Annotated in this window: 16 protein-coding genes; 8 read left to right on the plus strand and 8 right to left on the minus strand. The window is 71.2% G+C overall.

What is annotated here, in order from left to right:
- Window positions 1-15: 15 nt before the first annotated feature.
- The gene (locus tag ABT053_RS26300; protein ID WP_350972209.1) at window positions 16-1,656 is read left to right on the plus strand and encodes a beta-N-acetylhexosaminidase; all 1,641 of its coding nucleotides are present in this window, start codon (window positions 16-18) and stop codon (window positions 1,654-1,656) included.
- Between the two features lie 182 nt (window positions 1,657-1,838).
- Here ABT053_RS26300 and ABT053_RS26305 read toward each other — a convergent pair whose 3' ends face one another.
- The 5 genes from ABT053_RS26305 to ABT053_RS26325 form a co-directional block, all read right to left on the minus strand.
- Window positions 1,839-2,042: a heavy-metal-associated domain-containing protein gene (locus ABT053_RS26305; protein ID WP_350972211.1), complete on the minus strand. Its 204-nt coding sequence runs from the start codon at window positions 2,040-2,042 to the stop codon at window positions 1,839-1,841.
- A 445-nt stretch (window positions 2,043-2,487) separates the two neighbouring features.
- Window positions 2,488-3,597, minus strand: coding sequence for a quinone-dependent dihydroorotate dehydrogenase (locus tag ABT053_RS26310; protein WP_350972213.1), 1,110 nt, complete (start codon window positions 3,595-3,597; stop codon window positions 2,488-2,490).
- 11 nt (window positions 3,598-3,608) lie between these two features.
- A complete protein-coding gene (locus ABT053_RS26315; protein ID WP_350972214.1) occupies window positions 3,609-3,953 on the minus strand; it encodes an STAS domain-containing protein in 345 nt (114 codons plus the stop codon).
- The gene (locus tag ABT053_RS26320; RefSeq protein ID WP_350972216.1) at window positions 3,950-4,657 is read right to left on the minus strand and encodes a GAF and ANTAR domain-containing protein; all 708 of its coding nucleotides are present in this window, start codon (window positions 4,655-4,657) and stop codon (window positions 3,950-3,952) included. The genes ABT053_RS26315 and ABT053_RS26320 overlap by 4 nt, the downstream gene beginning before the upstream one ends.
- Before the next feature lie 45 nt (window positions 4,658-4,702).
- On the minus strand, window positions 4,703-5,173 hold the full coding sequence (locus ABT053_RS26325; RefSeq protein WP_350972217.1) for a GAF domain-containing protein: 471 nt from the start codon (window positions 5,171-5,173) through the stop codon (window positions 4,703-4,705).
- A 186-nt stretch (window positions 5,174-5,359) separates the two neighbouring features.
- Here ABT053_RS26325 and ABT053_RS26330 point away from each other — a divergent pair, with 186 nt between their 5' ends.
- The 4 genes from ABT053_RS26330 (at window position 5,360) to ABT053_RS26345 (ending at window position 8,160) form a co-directional block, all read left to right on the plus strand.
- The gene (locus ABT053_RS26330; RefSeq protein WP_350972218.1) at window positions 5,360-5,743 is read left to right on the plus strand and encodes a hypothetical protein; all 384 of its coding nucleotides are present in this window, start codon (window positions 5,360-5,362) and stop codon (window positions 5,741-5,743) included.
- Between the two features lie 454 nt (window positions 5,744-6,197).
- Window positions 6,198-6,890, plus strand: coding sequence for a phosphatase PAP2 family protein (locus tag ABT053_RS26335; RefSeq protein WP_350972220.1), 693 nt, complete (start codon window positions 6,198-6,200; stop codon window positions 6,888-6,890).
- A gap of 40 nt (window positions 6,891-6,930) precedes the next feature.
- Window positions 6,931-7,596 (plus strand): phosphatase PAP2 family protein, encoded by a 666-nt coding sequence (locus ABT053_RS26340; protein WP_350972221.1) that lies wholly within the window; start codon window positions 6,931-6,933, stop codon window positions 7,594-7,596.
- 291 nt (window positions 7,597-7,887) lie between these two features.
- A complete protein-coding gene (locus ABT053_RS26345) occupies window positions 7,888-8,160 on the plus strand; it encodes a hypothetical protein (RefSeq protein ID WP_350972223.1) in 273 nt (90 codons plus the stop codon).
- 667 nt (window positions 8,161-8,827) lie between these two features.
- Here the strand turns inward: ABT053_RS26345 and ABT053_RS26350 are convergent.
- On the minus strand, window positions 8,828-10,729 hold the full coding sequence (locus ABT053_RS26350; RefSeq protein WP_350972225.1) for a glycoside hydrolase family 15 protein: 1,902 nt from the start codon (window positions 10,727-10,729) through the stop codon (window positions 8,828-8,830).
- 534 nt (window positions 10,730-11,263) lie between these two features.
- Between ABT053_RS26350 and ABT053_RS26355 the strand changes: the two genes are divergently transcribed.
- Entirely contained in the window at window positions 11,264-12,091 is an 828-nt protein-coding gene (locus ABT053_RS26355) for a hypothetical protein (protein ID WP_350972227.1), read from the plus strand.
- Between the two features lie 79 nt (window positions 12,092-12,170).
- Here the strand turns inward: ABT053_RS26355 and ABT053_RS26360 are convergent, their stop codons facing one another.
- On the minus strand, window positions 12,171-13,163 hold the full coding sequence (locus tag ABT053_RS26360; RefSeq protein WP_350972228.1) for an AraC family transcriptional regulator: 993 nt from the start codon (window positions 13,161-13,163) through the stop codon (window positions 12,171-12,173).
- An 80-nt stretch (window positions 13,164-13,243) separates the two neighbouring features.
- Here ABT053_RS26360 and ABT053_RS26365 point away from each other — a divergent pair, with 80 nt between their 5' ends.
- Window positions 13,244-14,080, plus strand: a complete 837-nt coding sequence (locus tag ABT053_RS26365; protein ID WP_350972229.1) for an NmrA family NAD(P)-binding protein — start codon at window positions 13,244-13,246, stop codon at window positions 14,078-14,080.
- 248 nt (window positions 14,081-14,328) lie between these two features.
- The gene (locus ABT053_RS26370) at window positions 14,329-14,841 is read left to right on the plus strand and encodes an anthrone oxygenase family protein (protein WP_350972231.1); all 513 of its coding nucleotides are present in this window, start codon (window positions 14,329-14,331) and stop codon (window positions 14,839-14,841) included.
- A gap of 436 nt (window positions 14,842-15,277) precedes the next feature.
- On the opposite strand, the gene ABT053_RS26375 is transcribed toward ABT053_RS26370, so the two are convergent.
- Window positions 15,278-16,135, minus strand: a complete 858-nt coding sequence (locus tag ABT053_RS26375) for an NAD(P)-dependent oxidoreductase (RefSeq protein ID WP_350972233.1) — start codon at window positions 16,133-16,135, stop codon at window positions 15,278-15,280.
- Window positions 16,136-16,152 lie beyond the last annotated feature (17 nt).

The raw sequence follows: 16,152 nt of genomic DNA on the forward strand, positions 1-16,152 counted from the left end.
GGCATGATTTAAGCCATGGACCTCCTGCCGCTTCCCTCCGCTCTCGCCCCTGCCAGCGGTTCCCTCGGCCTTCCCCACGGAGTCGTCGTCTCCGGCCCCGCCGAACTGGTGGACGCCGTGCGCCTGGCGCTCGCCGTGCTCGACCCGCGCCCCGGCGAGGCGGGGACGATCACGGTGGAGCCCGACGCCTCGCTCGGCGCCGAGGCGTACCTCCTGGACGTGACGGACGGGGGCGTACGGATCGCGGCCGGAGACCGGGCCGGGGCCTTCTACGCGGGCCAGACGCTGCGGCAGCTGCTGCCCGTCGCGGCGTTCCGCGCGGTGGCGGGCACGGGGACGGGCTGGAGCGTCCCCCTCGGCCGGGTGCGGGACGCGCCCCGGTTCTCCTGGCGCGGGGTGCACCTGGACGTGGCGCGGCACTTCATGCCCAAGCGCGAGGTGTTCAGGATGGTCGACGTCATGGCGGCCCACAAGCTGAACCGCCTCCACCTGCACCTGGTGGACGACCAGGGGTGGCGGGTCGAGAGCCTCCGGCACCCCCGGCTGCACGAGGTGGGCGCGCACCGCCCGCGTACGATCACCAGCTACTACCGGGAGGAGCCGGCCTTCGACGGCGTGCCGCACGGCGGCTACTACACGCTGGAGGACCTCGCCGAGATCGGCGCCTACGCGCGGGCCCGTGCCGTGACGGTCGTGCCTGAGATCGACGTACCGGGGCACGCCTCGGCGATCCTCGCCGCCTACCCCGAGTTCGACGCCCGCGCCACCGGGGGCCGCCGGCCCGAGCCCTTCACCGTGCTGGACCGCTGGGGCATCTCCCCCGCGATCCTGTCCCCGCTGCCGGAGACGGTCGGCTTCCTGACCGGCGTGATCGAGGAGATCACCGGGGCGCTGGGCGAGACCCCGTACGTCCACATCGGCGGGGACGAGTGCGTGCTCGACGACTGGGCCGCCTCCCCCGAGATCGTCGCGTTCCAGGCGGAGCTGGGGCTGGAGAGCGTGAGCGACCTGCACGCCTGGTTCCTGCGCAGGCTGGCCGACGCGCTGGCCGAACGCGGCAGCAGGGCGGTGGTGTGGGACGAGGCGTTCGTCAGCGGCATGCTCAGGCCCGACACGATCGTGATGCCCTGGCGCGGGCAGGGGGTGGCCAGGCGCGCCGCCGCCGCCGGGCACGACGTGGTGCAGACCCCGGTCTTCCCGCTGTACTTCGACTACGCCGAGGCCTCCTCCGAGGAGGAGCCGGTGGCGATCGGCGACGCGATCACCGTCTCGGACGTCGCGGCCTTCGTCCCGGCGCCGGAGGCGTGGACGGATGGGGAGCGGGAGCACGTGCTCGGGGCGCAGTTCCAGCTGTGGAGCGAGCGGCTGCCCGACGGGCGCGCGGTGGACTACCGCGCCTGGCCCCGGGGATGCGCGCTGGCCGAGGTCGCCTGGTCGGGCTCGGCCGGGGACGGGTTCGGCGCCCGGCTGGAGACGCACCTGGGCCGCCTCGACGCGCTCGGGGTCGAGTACCGGCCGCTGACCGGCCCGCGCCCCTGGCAGCTGGGCGGGGCCGGCCACCGGCGCCACCGCCCGGGGGCCGTCAAGGTGGACGAGGTCATGAAGCACCTGGAGGAGCTGACCCACGTGGCCGACTCGACCCGTCCCAGCATGTGACCCTTCGGTGGCCGGGACAGAGCGGTCTCCCGGCCCCGAAGGGGTTTTCCCGGCTTCTTGAAGGGCTGGGCCGGTCTCCCGGCCCCGTGATGGCGGTGGTGGTGGCCCGGCCCTTTGGGGGGCCGGGCCGACGCGGATGACGGAGGTACGGGGAAGGAGCGGTGTCCCGCGTCGCCTCCCCGTCAGACGAGAACCTCGTAGCCCGCTTCCTTGACGGCGGCGCGGACGGCCGCGTCGTCGAAGGAGTCTCCCGAGACGTCGACCCTGCCGGTCTCCAGGTCGACGTCGACACCGGTGACACCCGTGACCTCGCCGACCTCCTCCTTGACCGAACTCACGCAGTGGCCGCAGGTCATACCGGTGACGGTGTATGTGGTCGTGCTCATCGTGCCTCCCATGTCCTGAGGTTACCCACCCAGGGTATACCGTCGGCCGCCTTCCGGCCCGATGGGGTGACGAATCGGGACCCGCCACAAAGGTTCGTACCGCGACGATTCCGGCCGCGTCGCGACCGAATCGGACTGGAGCGGGCGGGACTCGGCCAGGCCGGGATCAGGCCGAGGGCCTGGTCGAACCGGGGCCGGATCGCCGCGCGGGCGGGTCAGGCCGTGATCAGCTCATGATCAGCTCGTGATCACGGCCTGATCAGGTCGCGGGTCGCGGGTCGCGGGTCGCGGTTCGCGGTTCGACCCGCGGCCGGGTCGGGCCGCGCCGTACCGCGGTCGCTTCACCGCCGTCGCTTCACCGCGGTCGCTTCGGATCGCGCCGTACCGCGGCGGGTCAGGCCGTGTCAGGCCGCGGCGGGTCAGGCCGCGTCGAGGCTCGGCCGGATCAGGCCGTGGTGTTCCGGCTCGCGGTGCGGCCGATGATCTGGCGGAGGTCGGTCACGCCGTGACGGCGGAGGCGGCGGGAGAGGTCGCGGTTCACGCGGTACGCCCAGAGGGGCCCCTCGTAGACCAGCGCGCTGTAACCCTGGACGAGTGTGGCCCCGGCGAGCAGGCGCTCCCAGACGTCGTCCACGTCCTCGACGCCGCCGACGGAGACGAGCACCAGGCGGTCGCCCACCCGGGCGCGGAGCCTGCGCAGGACCTCCAGGGACCGGGCCTTCAGCGGGCGCCCCGACAGACCGCCGCTCTCGCGGCTGTGGTCGCGGCCCGCGGGCTCCGCCGCGGCCAGCGCCTGCCTGCCGATCGTGGTGTTGGTGGCGATGACGCCGTCGAGCCCGAGGTCCAGGGCCAGGTCGGCGACCGCGTCCACGTCTGTGTCCGCCAGGTCGGGGGCGATCTTGACCAGCAGCGGGGTGCGCTTGGGCGTGGCATCGGCGACCTCCTTCACCGCGCGCAGCAGCGGGCCCAGCAGCTCCACGGCCTGGAGGTCGCGCAGGCCCGGGGTGTTGGGCGAGCTGACGTTGACGACCAGGTAGTCGGCCAGGGGGGCGAGCTCCCTGGCGCTGGCCACGTAGTCGGCGACGGCCCCCGACTCGGGCACGACCTTCGTCTTGCCGATGTTGACGCCGACGATCGCGGGGACGCCCCGGGGCCTGGCCAGCGAGCGGGCCGCGGCGGACGCGCCCGCGTTGTTGAAGCCCATCCGGTTGATGATCGCCCGGTTCCCCACGAGGCGGAACATCCGGGGCCTGGCGTTGCCCGGCTGGGCGTGCGCGGTGATCGTGCCGACCTCGACGTGGCCGAAGCCGAGCGCGGACACGGCCTCGACACAGCCGGCGTCCTTGTCGAAACCGGCCGCCAGCCCGAACGGGCCGGGGAAGTGCACGCCGAAGGCCTGCACCCGCAGCGCGGGGTCGCGTGGCGCGAGGCGGCGGTGGACCAGCCGCCTGACCACGGGGGTCACCGAGAGGACGCGGAGAGCGCGCACCGCCATGTGGTGCGCGTCCTCGGGGTCGAGGCGGCGGAGGACCTGCGAGAAGACGAATCGATACATCACCGATCAGGTTAGTGCCCCGGTGGGGTGCGGCTCGCGCCGACCGCGTCTCCGGGGTGCCTGATCAGGAGATGACGGTCGAAGCCCAGCAGCCGCAGCAACCGGAGCACCGGGCCCGAGGGCCGCACGATGATCAGCTCCTGGCCGAGGCCGCGCAGGTGCTCGTCGGCCCTGAGCAGGGTCCGCGCGCCCGCGCAGTCGATGAAGCCCACCCGGGCCAGGTCGAGCTCGACCGTCGCCACGGTGAGACCGCCGAGAAGGCGCCGCAGTTCGGCGCCCTCGACGGCGTCGAGATCACCGCGAACGGCGACCTCGGCCCTGTCCTCGGCGGGCTCGGGCGACGTGAGCAGGATCACCGTATTTCGCCCGCCCCCTCACCGAGCACCTCGGCCGCCAGGTCGGCGACGCGGCGCCGGGTGTCGCGGGCCTGCTTGCGCAGGCCGGTGAAGGCCTGGGTGGCGGTCAGGTCGTGCTTGCCCATCAGGTAGCCGATCGCCCGCTCGATGACCACGCGGTAGTCGAGGGCGTACTGGAGCTGGTCGGCCAGGGCGCTCTTCTCCTCGGCGGCCATCGCGGCGGTGAGAAGCTGCTCGATCACGTCCGCGTAGCCGTAGAGCGCCTGGACGTCCGACTCGTCCCAATCGTAAAAATCGGCCTGGTAGACGTTCAGCGTGCCCACGGGCTCGCCTCCAAGACGCACCGGCACCCCGGCCACCGCCCGCACCTCCGGGTGCAGCCGGTCGGCGAGCTTCGGCCAGCGCGGGTCGACGTGCACGTCGCTTGAGGTCACCGCGGAATTCTCCTCGTACGCGGAAACACACGGCCCCTGACCCAGATGGAGTTGTGCGCCCTCAAGGCTGCGCCCCCGTTCATCGGTGGCGACCAAATAGCGGAGATCTTTACCTTCTTCGGCAAACATCAGCCCCGCACCCGCATATCCGAACAGCGAGTTCACCACATCCACGGCACGCTCCAACTGATGAACTATGCCTGTGGTGGACGAGGTCGTCTGAAGCCTTCTCAGGCTCGCGACCAGCGCTTCCGGATCAATGTGAGTCATACGTGTGGCGCCTTTCAGCGTCGACCTGGTTACTTGACGTGCACACTACGGCTTCCCCGGGAAAGGAGTTCTATGGGCCATGGCCTGGAGGACCATCACCATGAGCTCGCCGAGGCGTTCTCCCGTCCGGACTTTCGCGGGCTGCCATTCATGGCTCGTCCGGTCGTAGAAATTCAGGGTGCCGATCAACCGCTCCTCCGCCCGCAGGGGCACGGAGAGCACCGCCCGGACGTCCGAGACCCGCGCGGCCACCCCGGGGAACCCGAAGGGCCTGGCCGCCCTCAGGTCGTCGACGGCGACGTCCGCGCCCCGGGTCAGGGCCTCGATGGCCGGTCCGGCCCCGATCTGCTCCTGGATCAGCTCCAGCCGCCGGCCCTGGTCGTCGGACCCTCCGACCGCGCGCAGCCGGTCGTGGTCGTCTATCAGCATGAGTGCCGCCCCGTCGGAGCCGAGGACGTCGGCGAGGGCGCTCAGGGTACGGTCGACGAGCCGGGAGAATTCAAGAACCTGGGTCATGGGCGGGCTTCCTCCATGTCGAGGTAGCTCCGCGGACACAAGGCGGAATGATCTGCGGAGCAGAGCCTAGTGCTGCCCGGCGACTCCGGCCAAGCGGTTCACCTCTCGGCCACACGGCCAGGGCCGGACATCACCGTCAATACATCGTTAAGCATTCGGCAAACGAGGATTGGCAGGGTGGGCGTTATGAGCATCCTGTCACGTTCGGCCATCGCCCGGCGCCGCCGTACCCTGGCGAATCTCGTGCTCCGCGACCTCGCCGACACGGGTGACGTCACCGTCCCCACCTGGTGGGACGAGGAGATCCAGCGGGAGTTCGGCGGGCTGGGCGGGTTCCTCGCAGAGCTGAGCCGCCAGTGGTGGACGGCCTACGCCGCGCACCTGGACGCGCTGATCGAGCTGGGCCTCGACGACCCCTCCCAGGCGTGGGACGACGTCACCGAGCAGATGCCGTGGCTGCGGGCCGTCCTCGACGCCTACACGGACGACGCGGCGCTCGCCGAGGCCGAGCGGCGGCACTGCGACGTCCTGCGCTGGACGACCCGCCGCGAACCCCGCCACGCGGCCTGAGATGGCCCCGCGCCCCCGGTAAGAACCCCGGCGCGCGGTCCGGGAGACCCTGTACGCGCCTTCGGGCGCTCCTGGAGACCCGGTACGCATCTTCGAAAGGACCTCGGCGCGCGGCCTGAGCGGATGCGGTGCGCGGCCCGAGAGAACGTGGCGCGCGGCCCGGAAGGACGCGACGCGCGGTCCGAGAGGACGCGACGCGCGGTCCGGAGGGCGCGACGCGCGGCCCGAGAGGACGCGACGCGCGGCCCGGGATTCCGGGGGTTCGTGGCCTCCGGACCCCTGGATTTCGCGCGTTCGGGGCCCCGCCGCGCCGGTCCCCCACGTATCGTGCGGGGAATATTCGCGAGGGATCGGGTAGCCATGAACGATGGTCAGATTTGTCGAGGGTAAACCCCCACCTCACGGAAACTCCGACGATCATGCCGCTGACCTGCGGTTGGGTGTACGCCTGACGATGGCGATGGCGGCAGTGGCGATCTTCACGGTGCCGTTCGTCATCCTGCTCGTGCTGGTGAGGACCTCTTCCTCCCGGCTCACGGCCCTCGACGAGGGCATCGCCCTGAGCCTGCACGCCCACGCGCTGGAGAACCCCGGCTACACCGCCTTCCTCAGGGTGGCGACCGAGGTGTTCGGTCCCTGGCCGTGGCGTGTGCTGGTGGTGCTGACCGCCGCCTGGCTCTGGTACCGGGGCGCGCCGCGCCTGGCGGTCTGGGCGATCGCCACGATCACCTTCGGCGGCCTGCTGAACCTCGCCGTCAAGGGGATCGTCGACCGCGCCAGGCCCGCCCTGCCGAATCCCGTGGCCTGGGCGCCCGGCGCGTCCTTCCCCTCCGGGCACGCGATGGGAGCGGCGCTGGGCGCGTGCATCCTCGTGCTCATCCTGCTGCCCCTCCTGCGGACCATGGCCGCGCGGATCACCCTCTGGGTCGTCGCGGCGGCCATCACGGTGTTCGTCGCGTACAGCCGGGTGGCGCTCGGCGTCCACTGGACCAGCGACGTGATCGCGGGGGTCGCGCTGGGCGTGGCGTTCGTGGTCGGCGCGGCGGCGGGGTTCGAGACGTGGCGCCGGGGAGAGGGGCGCACGCCCTCCGGACCGCACATGGAAGGCGTCGAACCCGAGGCGTTCCGAGAAGGTCATTCGGGGTAGCTGGCGCGCCATGTCGAAAATGTCGGTGGATTTCAAAGGCGTGACGCGCCTCATCCTGGCGCCACTGGCCATCATGGCCGTACTGACGATCGGCGTCGGGCTGCTCATCACTAAGGTCCTGCAGACGACGACCCTCATCGCGAACGACGAGGGGGTCAACGAGCAGCTGGCCGGGGACCGTACGGCCTACTGGAGTTCGATCACCGACGTGGTGTCGGGCCTGTCCGACACGCCGGTGATCATCACCGCCACCGCGCTGCTGGTCATCGTCTTCCGGCTCGTCTTCAAGCGCTGGAACGAGTCGATCTTCCTCGCGCTGGCGGTCTTCTCGCAGTCGGCGATCTTCCTGCTGGCGACCGTCTTCGCCGAGCGCAAGCGGCCCGCCGTCGAGCACCTCGACCCCGCTCCGCCCACCTCCAGCTTCCCCTCGGGGCACACCAGCGCCGCGGTCGCCTTCTACTGCGGCGTCGCTCTGGTGCTCACCATCCACACCCACCGCTTCAAGATCCTGAACGTGCTGTGGTGGGTGATCGGCCTCGGTATCCCCCTGGGCATCGCCTTCTCGCGCATGTATCGCGGCATGCACCACCTGAGCGACGTGAGCTGGGGCTTCCTGCTCGGTGTGGTCTGCATCGCGGTGGCGGCCAACGCGCTGCTGTTCCGGTCCGTGATCACGGAGAAAAGGAAAAAAGTCCTGAGCACGTAGCGGCCCCCGCCCGCACCGGGGGTCCGGAGGTCGCGGAGATCGCCGGAACGAGGATCGGCGGGGGCGAGAGAGGGACATTCGCCACCCGCCGGGTCGCTTCACATGAGACCGTTGTGAAGCAGCACCACCAAGGTTCACATCTGTCACCTCGCGTGGCTCAAAGATCACAATGCGCTACGAAGTAAGATGGAAACTCCGCTGGGGAGATTCAAGTCTTCCCGTCGGGGCACTAGCAGCCAGCCGGCGGACCGAGAGACGTTCGACGGCTACCCTCAAGGAAGGAAGCCGACCATGGATCGCCAATCCGTTGTCTGCCAGAAATGCTCGGGCGTTCTCCTCGCCACGGATTCCCGCACCTACACGGCGCAGCGCGGGCGCCTGATCCTCACCAACGGTTACTGCACCTGCCCCGCGGAGCAGGCCCCCGTGGAGCAGGTCGTCCAGCGGCAGCAGCACCCCCAGCACCCTCAGCCCGTCATGGAGCAGCCCGTCTCGCACCGGCAGCCCACCCACTCCCAGCAGCAGGGCGCGCCCGCGGGCCAGAACTCGATGGTGGTCGCCTAGCGGCATCTCGGGGAGCGGTCGCGACGTCGGGGGGCGTACGCGACGGCTCGGCTCCTCGACGACCCCGCGCCGCCTCCGGGCCTCCGTGGGTCGTCCCCCCTGACTGATCTGGTCATATTCGCCGATCAGCGGCTGTCACGGATCCGGACGCCTCTCCGGTCGTCCACCCTCTGGATCCGGACACACCTCTTCGATCATCCAATTTTCCGGACCGCTCCGGACGCGCTCACCGATCAGCCGCCCTTCCGGACCCCGGCGCACTCACCGATCAGGCGCCCCTCCGGATCCCGCCGCACTCTCGCATCCCGGCGCATTCCCGAATCCCGGCGCACTTTCGCATCCGGCGCATTCCCGGATCCCGACGCGCTCACGGATCCCGACGCGCTCACGGATCCCGGCGCGCTCACGGATCCCGGCGCGTTCACAGGACCGGCCACGGGGCTCACCGCGACATCACGCGGGACATCCAGGCGGCGGTCAGCCGCTCAGCCCCCAGGCCAGCACCACGGACAGACCACTCGTCGCGAGCAGGCCGACGAGCACCACGATGGCAATCACCCGACGGTTCATACCAGGAAGCCTAGCCAGGCATCCGGGTGGTCCCGCACGCCGGCGCGCGCGGAGCGCTGGACGAGAAACGCGGCGGCACGGAAGAGGGACCGCGAGGTCACGACGGCCACCTGGTCGGGGAGGCCTGCCCGCTCTCGGCGCGGATGATGTGGATGACCGCGTTGATGAGCGCCAGGTGGGTGAACGCCTGTGGGAAGTTGCCGAGGTGGCGCCCGGTCACCGGGTCGATCTCCTCGGCGTAGAGCCCAAGGGCGCTGGCGAAGGAGAGGACCCTCTCGCAGAGCCTGCGGGCGCGGGTGTGCTCCCCGATCTCCGTCATCGCCGAGACGAGCCAGAACGAGCAGATCGCGAAGGTGCCCTCCTCCCCGCTCAGGCCGTCGTCGGTGTTCTTCGTCTCGTAGCGCAGGACCAGGTCGTCGGCGGTGAGATCGTCGGCGATGGCCAGCACGGTGGCGCGGACCCTGGGGTCGTCGGGCGGCAGGAAGCGCACCAGCGGGATGAGCAGGAGCGACGCGTCGAGGACGTCGGTGTCGTAGTGCTGCCTGAAGATCCCGTTCTCGCTGACGCCGTGGGCGCACACGTCGGCGTGGATCTCGTCGGCGACCGCCTGCCAGCGCGCGGCCAGCTCCGGCTCCTCCCTGAGCCGGGCGAGCCTGGCGCCCCTGTCGGTCGCCACCCAGCACATGACCTTCGAGGAGGTGAAGTGCCGGGGCTCTCCGCGTACCTCCCAGATGCCGCGGTCGGGCTCCCGCCAGTTCCTGATGGCGGACTCGACCTGCCGCTTCAGGATGGGCCAGATCCGCTCGTCCAGGCGGTCCCGCGACCGGGTGTGGATGTAGAAGGAGTCGAGGACGGCGCCCCAGACGTCGTTCTGGCGGTGGCGGTACGCGGCGTTGCCGACCCTGACGGGCTTGGCGCCCTCGTACCCGTGGAGGTGGTCGAGGATGTGCTCGTCCAGCTCGCGCTCGCCGTCGATGCCGTACATGACCTGGAGGTCCTCGTCCCGCTCCGCCACGTCGGCGATGAACCAGAAGAAGTCGTCGGCCTCCCAGTCGAAGCCCAGGGTGTACAGGCCCCAGAGGGCGAAGGTCGAGTCCCTGATCCAGGCGTAGCGGTAGTCCCAGTTGCGGTCGCCGCCCGGGGTCTCGGGCAGGGAGGTGGTCGCCGCCGCGATGAGGGCGCCCGTGGGGGCGAAGGTCAGGCCCTTGAGGGTGAGGGCGCTGCGCTCCAGGTATCTCCGCCAGGGATGGTCGGGGAAGGCGCCCCTGGCGAGCCAGTGCTGCCAGTGGTGTGCGGTCCACACGAGCCGCTCGTAGGCGTCCTGGAAGGTGTACGGCGGCTCGTGCGGGGTCCACGACAGCGCGCAGAAACGCGTGTCGCCCTCCTTGAGGAGGGTGCGCGCCGTCGCGCGCCCTCCCTCGAACCCCAGCAGCATGTCCGTGGTGAGCCGCAGCTCCAGCGTCTCCCCCTCGGCCGTCGCGACGCCCTGGTGGTAACCCCTGTCGGTGTACGACCAGTGGGCGGGCCTGCGGCCGTAATCGAAGATCGGCTCGCAGTCGAGCGTGACCTGCACCTCCCCGCTGACGCAGCGCACCGTGCGGAGCAGCACGTGGGAGGCGTCGTAGTCGGTCGGCGCCCTCCTGTGTGTGCGGGAGAGCTCTTCGTGGTGGTGCCAGGGCCCCATGAGCAGCAGGTCGCGCACGATGATCCAGCCGGTGGGGGTGCCCCAGCTCGTCTCCAGGATCATGGTCCCGGGCAGGTAGCGCCGCGCGGCGGGCACCCGCAGGTCGGCGGGGCCGATCCGGAAACCCCCCGCGCCCCGGTCGAGGATGGCGGCGAAGACGCTGGGAGAGTCCATGCGCGGCAGGCAGAGCCACTCGACGTTCCCGCTCGGGGCGACCAGGGCGGTGACCTCGCAGTCGGACAGGAACCCGTAGTCGGCGATGGGCGGGAAGGGGGAAGGGCCCGGTAGCGCGTCCGCCGTCGGATTCGGTGTCATCGGCCCTCCTTGAGCGTGGGGACCTCCGTCTTCCAGCGGAGAAGAAGGTCAGGCGCCCTTCCTACCCCGGGTGGCGGGATCAAGCACGTCTTCCACCCGATCCGGGCGCGTCCTCGCGCACTCTCCGTCCTGCGCGGCTCCTTCTGCGACTCCTCCCGCTCCTACCGCTCCTCCCGTGACGGGACCGTACTCCGCCACGGTGCGGGATTCCCTGTAGGTACGGGAGCCGCCTCCCGCCTCCGGATACCTCTGGGTGCCTGGAGACGCCTACGGATATCCGCCGCTCAGCGGGGAATGGCGCGGTCCATCATCGGTTCCCAGCGCGACCCCATAAGTCACATTATTCCCAGCTGTATGTGAACTTTTCGGACAAGTCAGTGTCGAATCTGCTATCAAGATGCCCGACCAAGGTTTACGTCAGAGAGGGTCATCGTGGGGCGCGACGATATCCAAGGATCGTACGAGGAAGATCCTCGCGAGCAGACCGGTCCCCTCGGACCGGCGCAGTACGAACCCGAACGTCCCGCCGGCGACGTGTTGTCGGACGGATGGAGCGAGATCGACCTTCCGGAGCTCACGCCGGGCGACGGGTCCCAGGTGATCGTCCACGTCGACGGGTCCCGGGAGATCCTCCGAGCCGACGGGTCCCGGGAGATGGTCTACCTCAACGAGCGTCGCGAGATAGGGGACACCGACGTCACGTCCGACGGTCCCCTCTACCGCGACGAGGACGACGTGACGCCCTCGCGCGGCTTCCTGGGGTCGGGCTGGCGCGAGGACCCCGATCCCTACGAGGAGCGCCGCCGCAAGGGCAGGAGCAAGAGCAGGGCCCTGCTCGCGGTCGTGGGCGGCGTCGTGATCGCCGGGGTCGCGGGCGGCTGGATGCTCTCCTCCTCCCTGGAGGGGAAGACCGGCACCACGTGCTCGCCCGGCGTGCGGTGCTCGGTGGCCGACCTGCCGAAGATGCCCTCGGAGACGCCGGCACCCCGGCCCGAGGAGGAGACGGCGGAACCGTCCGACGAACCGTCCACGGCCGACGAACCCACGACCGCCGCGCCCAGCAAGGCTCCCCGGACCCGGGAACCCTCCAGCCGTCCGTCGCCGACCCGCAGCACCCCGCGGAAGGAGACCCGCCCGACGACGTCCTCCGAGGACGCCGAGCAGGAGGAGACCTCCCAGACGAACCCGGGCCCGAGCTCGCGGATCACCTCCGAGCCCGCGCCCTCGCCGACGAGCCAGGCTCCCACGGAGAGCGCCACCCCGACCCAGCAGCCGACGACGGCACCGCCGCCGCAGGACACCGGGTCGAACGACGACTCGGGCGGCGGCGGCCGGGGCGGCCTTCTCGACTGGCTGTTCTGACCGTCCACGCCTCCGGGGCACGGCGGCGCGCCCGCGTCTCCGGGCGCGCCGGGACTCGTACCGTCACGCCCGCCGAGACCTACGGCGTGAGCGTGCCGGGGGCGTGGTCGCTCCGGGGAGGCTGGGGCCACTGGGAGCGATGCGCCCCGGCGCGGTGTTCCTGGGGGCTGATGCCGCGTTCGCGCTTGAAGGCGGCGCTGAGCGCGAACGCGCTGCCGTAGCCGACCCGCGTGGCCACCGCGCCGACGGTGTCGTCGGTCTCGCGCAGCAGGTCGGCGGCCATCGCCAGCCGCCAGCCGGTGAGGAACGTCATGGGCGGCTCGCCCACCAGCTCGGTGAAGCGGCGGGCCAGGGCCGCGCGGGAGACACCGGTCTTCGCGGCCAGCGTGGCCACCGTCCAGGGATGCGCCGGGTCGCCGTGCAGCATGCGCAGGGCCTTGCCCACCACGGGGTCGCTGTGGGCGCGGTACCAGGCGGGGGCACCGGCCTCCGGACGGGAGAACCAGGCCCGCAGGACGGCGATGAGCAGCAGGTCGAGCAACCGGTCGAGAACGGCCTCCTGCCCCGGCTCGTCCTTGACGATCTCGTCGCCGAGCAGCGGGATGATCGGGCAGTCCCAGGCGTCCTCCGGGAGGACCAGCAGCGGGGGCAGCGCCTCCAGCAGACGGCGGCTGATCTCTCCGCGCATCTGGTAGGCGCCGGTGAGGAGCACCGTCGACCCGTCGGGATTGTTGCCCCAGGTGCGGACGCCCAGGTTCATCTCCTGGGCCAGGCTTCGCCCGTCGAGGGTCGTGCAATGCTGTCCCGGATGGATCACCACATCGGGCGGCGTGGCCGGATCGTCGGCGACCGTGTAGGGGTCCGGGCCAAGGATGATCGCGACGTCCCCCGGCCCCATGCGCACCGGGTCGCCGTCGTCGGGGACCACCCACGCCTCACCCCGCACCATGGCCGCCAGGGCGAGCGGCGCCCGGTCCTGGATCCGCAGGGACCAGGGCGGGTCAAGGACGGAGCGGAGCAGGAACGCTCCCCTGGCCCTCGGACCGTCAAGGAAGTCGGTGAGCGCGTCCACGACCTCACTGTAGACGCTGAAACATGGAGATGCGCTTCTCGACCATGGCCCGTCTCATCCCTGGCCGGTTCACTGGTCCCATGACAGAAAACATCAGTGAGCGGAACACGACGCTGGTCCTCGGCGGCACGGGCAAGACCGGCCGCCGCGTGGTGGAGCGGCTCACCGCGCGGGGCCTGCCGGTGCGTGTCGGCTCCCGTTCGGGGGAACCGCCGTTCGACTGGGACGACCGGGCGACGTGGGCGAACGCGCTGCGGGACGTGGCGTCGGTGTACGTCGTCTACTACCCGGACCTGGCCTTCCCCGGGGCAGTGGAGACGGTCCGCTCGTTCGTCTCGCTGGCGGTCGGGAGCGGCGTCCGGCGGCTGGTCCTTCTGTCCGGCCGCGGCGAGGAGGAGGCCGAGGTGAGCGAGCGGACGGTCCGGGAGTCCGGGGCCGAGTGGACGATCGTGCGGACGGCCTGGTTCTCGCAGAACTTCAGCGAGGACTACCTGCTGGAGCCGGTCCTCTCCGGCGAGATCGCGCTCCCGGCGAGGGACGTGGCCGAGCCGTTCGTCGACGCCGACGACATCGCGGACGTCGTGGTCGCGGCGCTGACGGAGGACGGGCACGGGGGCGAACTCTACGAGCTGACCGGCCCCCGGTTGCTGACGTTCGCCGACGCCGCCGCGGAGATCTCCAAGGCGACCGGCAGGGAGGTCGGCTACGTACCGGTCTCCGCCGAGGAGTACGTGACCGGGGCGGTCGAGCACGGCGTACCGGCCGAGTTCGCCACGCAGCTGGCGGAGCTGTTCACCACCGTGCTGGACGGCCGCAACGCCCACCTGACCGACGGGGTCCGGCGCGCCCTGGGCCGTGAGCCCCGCGACTTCGGCGACTACGCGCGCGAGACCGCCGCCACCGGGGTCTGGGGCTGACGGCGGGAGCATGCGGACAGCGGGAAACGCGTACACACGCGCATCCCGCTCCCTACTCCACCTCCGTCGCGAGCACCCGCACACCCGAGCACCCGAGCACCCGAGCACCCGAGCACCCGAGCACCCGAGCACCCGAGCACCCGAGCACCCGAGCACCCGAGCACCCGAGCACCCGAGCACCCGAGCACCCGGCGATGAGCATGTCCGATCCCGGCGCCGGGATCTCCCCGACAGCCCAGGAGAATGTGATGTTGATGTTCCGAGGCGTCGCGCTGATCGCGGCGGCCATCACGACGGGACTCGTAGCGGGTCTCTTCTACGCCTACACCTGCTCCGTCATGCCCGGCCTGGCCCGGACGGACGACCGGACCTTCGTCGGCGCGATGCAGCGGATCAACGTGGCGATCCTCAACGGCTGGTTCGCCGCCTGCTTCGGCGGCGCGCTGGTGCTGACCGTCCTCGCCGCGATACTCCACCTCCAGGCGGACGGGCGGCCCGTACTGCCCTGGATCGTGGCCGCGCTCGTCCTGTACGTGGTGATGCTCGTCATCACGATGGGGATCAACGTGCCGCTCAACAACGCGCTCAACGCGGCCGGGGACCCCGACCGCATCACCGACCTCGCGGCGGTGCGCGAGCGGTTCGAGGGGGCGTGGGTCCGCTGGAACCTCGTCCGCACGCTGGTGTGCGTGGCCGCCTTCGGCTGCATCACCTGGGCCCTCGTCGTGTACGGGCGCACCGGCCTGCCGAACGGGTCATGACCGCGGAGGTCCTGACCACCTGGGCCGGGACGGGCGCTGGATCGGGACGGGCGGCCGGTGACGCGTGCGCGTGCTCCGGCCACCCCGTACTCCTGACGCGTCCGCCCGATCCCCGGCTTCCCCTCGGACCTCGTCACCCGAAGACTCGCCGGGGCTGCCGTCGCAGGGGCCGGCAGCCCCGGTGGGACACATATAGAGGTACCGGGCGCGGTAACACACCAGGGCCGGACACAGCGACGAACGCGGCCCGAGCACGGCACGAGCACGGCGACGAACGCCATGACGGACAACGCGACGGACGACGCAACGAACGCCATGACGAGCACAGCGACGGACGACGTGACGAATGCCACGACGGACGACGTGACGGACGCCACGACGGACGACGCGACGGACGCCACGACAGACGCCATGACGGACAACGCGACGGACGACGCTAGCGCGGCTTCTCGCGCAGCAGCTCGACGACCGCGCCGATGTCCTCGTCGCCCCAGCCGCGCTCGGCCGCCTCCTCGTAGCGCCGCTCGACCAGCCGGGCGATCGGCAGGTCGAGACCGGCCGATCCCGCCAGGTCGATGGCGAGCCGCACGTCCTTGGCGGCGAGCCTGGTCGTGAACCACCCCCGGTGGTCGCCGCCCAGGATGTCGTCGACCCGGTTGTGCAGGGCGGGCGCGACGGTGGGCCAGGTGAGCAGGAAGTCGTGCAGCAACGTCTCGTCGAGGCCCACCGCCAGCCCCGTGGCGGTCGCCTCCGAGAGCGCGGCGATCCCGGCCATCAGCAGGTAGTTGTTCAGCAGCTTGAAGGCGAGCGCCGCGCCGGGATCCCGGCCGCAGTAGGAGTGGGAGGCGAACACCTCCGACCACACCGGCTTCAGTACGTCGGCGACCTCACGCTCGCCGCCCACCAGGACCGAGGCCTGTCCCTCGGCGACGGCCGGCGGCCAGCCGATGACGGGCGCGGCCACGAACCGGCCTCCGGGCGCCATGTCCCGCAGCGCACGGGACGTGTCCGGGGCGACGGTGCTCATGTCGGCCACGACGGGCCCGTCGGAACCGATTCCGGTCAGCTGGGACATCACCTCGCGAACCGCCCGGTCGTCGGCGAGTGACAGCAGCACCCCTTCGGCCTTTCGCGCGGCCTCGGCCGGCGAGGCCGCCTCGACGGCGCCGAGGCCGACCAGCTCCTCCGCCCGGCCCGGTGTGCGGTTCCACACCGTGACCGGGAAGCCGCGCGCCAGCAGCCGCCGGGCCATCGCCCGCCCCATCATGCCCATCCCGAGTACAGCGACGTGCATAGATCATCCCCCCTCAC

Source organism: Streptosporangium sp. NPDC002524 (assembly GCF_040295985.1).
GTDB lineage: Bacteria > Actinomycetota > Actinomycetes > Streptosporangiales > Streptosporangiaceae > Streptosporangium.